At 52.0% G+C, this 1,218-nt stretch carries 3 protein-coding genes; all 3 read right to left on the bottom strand.

The window, feature by feature from the left end; translation table 11 throughout:
- A partial coding sequence (locus WMO65_RS26185; protein WP_349064869.1) for a hypothetical protein occupies nucleotides 1-257 on the bottom strand: 257 nt, incomplete at its 3' end.
- A gap of 36 nt (nucleotides 258-293) precedes the next feature.
- Nucleotides 294-662 (bottom strand): hypothetical protein, encoded by a 369-nt coding sequence (locus WMO65_RS26190; RefSeq protein ID WP_349064871.1) that lies wholly within the window; start codon nucleotides 660-662, stop codon nucleotides 294-296.
- A 223-nt stretch (nucleotides 663-885) separates the two neighbouring features.
- On the bottom strand, nucleotides 886-1,218 hold a 333-nt coding region (locus WMO65_RS26195), incomplete at its 5' end, for a VaFE repeat-containing surface-anchored protein (RefSeq protein ID WP_349064873.1).

Consider the following 1,218-nt stretch of genomic DNA (forward strand, 5'->3'; position numbering starts at 1 on the left):
TCAATGGTCTGGTTATTTCTCAGGTCTGCTGACTGTTTACAAAAATTTGCAAAGAATAAAAGGTTGAATAGAGAAGCACCTATGACCATCATGAGATCCATCAAAGTCATGCTCACATTCCAAAGGCTCCCGTCAGCGATCTGTGACGGGGCCGATCCAAGAAGGGCCATTGCCGCATCTGAAAACGTATTCCAGCAGGTATATCCCATTTTCACAAATGCTTTACCGCTCAGAAGGTCAAGCAGCCCGTCGAACATATGACTCTCCTCCTTCCTCTGCCTTTTTTAAGCGGATCATACCAGGACCACCAAAAGCTGCGGGGCCAGGGTCATGATCAGGCCGCCGCCGATCCGTTCCAATGCCTGCGTCCGCATGCTGCCTTCCTGGGACTGCATGGAGCTGCCCAGCTGGAAGATCCCCCACAGGATCACCATGACACCGATCGAGGTCACCACGGCAGCCATGAGTTCCTTCGCGATATCAAACTTGGCAGTGATCGCCTGGGCACCGCTGCTTGCCAAAACGGGCATCAGATCCATGCTCATCATGGCTGCTGTCGTAAGGATCAAGGCTGCCATCCTTTTCACCCGGCGTCTCCTCCTCCCTATACCCTCTGCCCCATGCTTTTCTTTCCTACAAAATGCCTCATTCCTCTTACTCATCCCTGTCTTTCCCCTTTCTGTATGCGATCACCCCACCGATCAGCAGGACAACGACTATGATCGCCAGCCTTATCGCAATACTTTCTGCATTCGTCATATGCTTCTCCTTTCTGCTAAAACAGGGAGGTCCCATCTGGGCCCTCCCTGCGGATTTAGGCATAAAAAAATCCGGCACTTTGTCCGGTTCTATTTCCCTCTGTCTTGCCTTTATGGTCCCCTGTCATCATGCGGACCTTTTCTTTTTCCAAACCAGCACACCGATCACCCCTGCCAAGGCCGCAGCTCCTGCCGCTGCATAAGGGAATACGGATGTGGTATCACCTGTTTTTACCGGCGCTGTGGCCGTCGTATCTGTCTTTTGGGGCTGTTCTGTATCTTTCTGAACTGGCAGCTTTGTGATCTTCACGGTCTGAGCCTCATCTTTCAGGTCTTCGTGTGCCGCTGCCTCACGTCCTTGGAAGTACAGCTTTTCAAATACCACGATCTCTTTTCCACCAAGGGCGGATCCGTCAAAGGTGAATTCCAGCTCCACGCTCCCATCCGCTTTCTCAGCTGT

This window comes from Blautia caccae, from assembly GCF_040095955.1.
Classification (GTDB): Bacteria; Bacillota; Clostridia; order Lachnospirales; family Lachnospiraceae; genus Blautia; species Blautia celeris.

Coding starts and splice junctions, on each gene's coding strand:
- WMO65_RS26190 (WP_349064871.1), bottom strand. CDS start 662: ATGAGTAAGAGGAATGAGGCATTTTGTAGGAAAGAAAAGCATGGGGCA.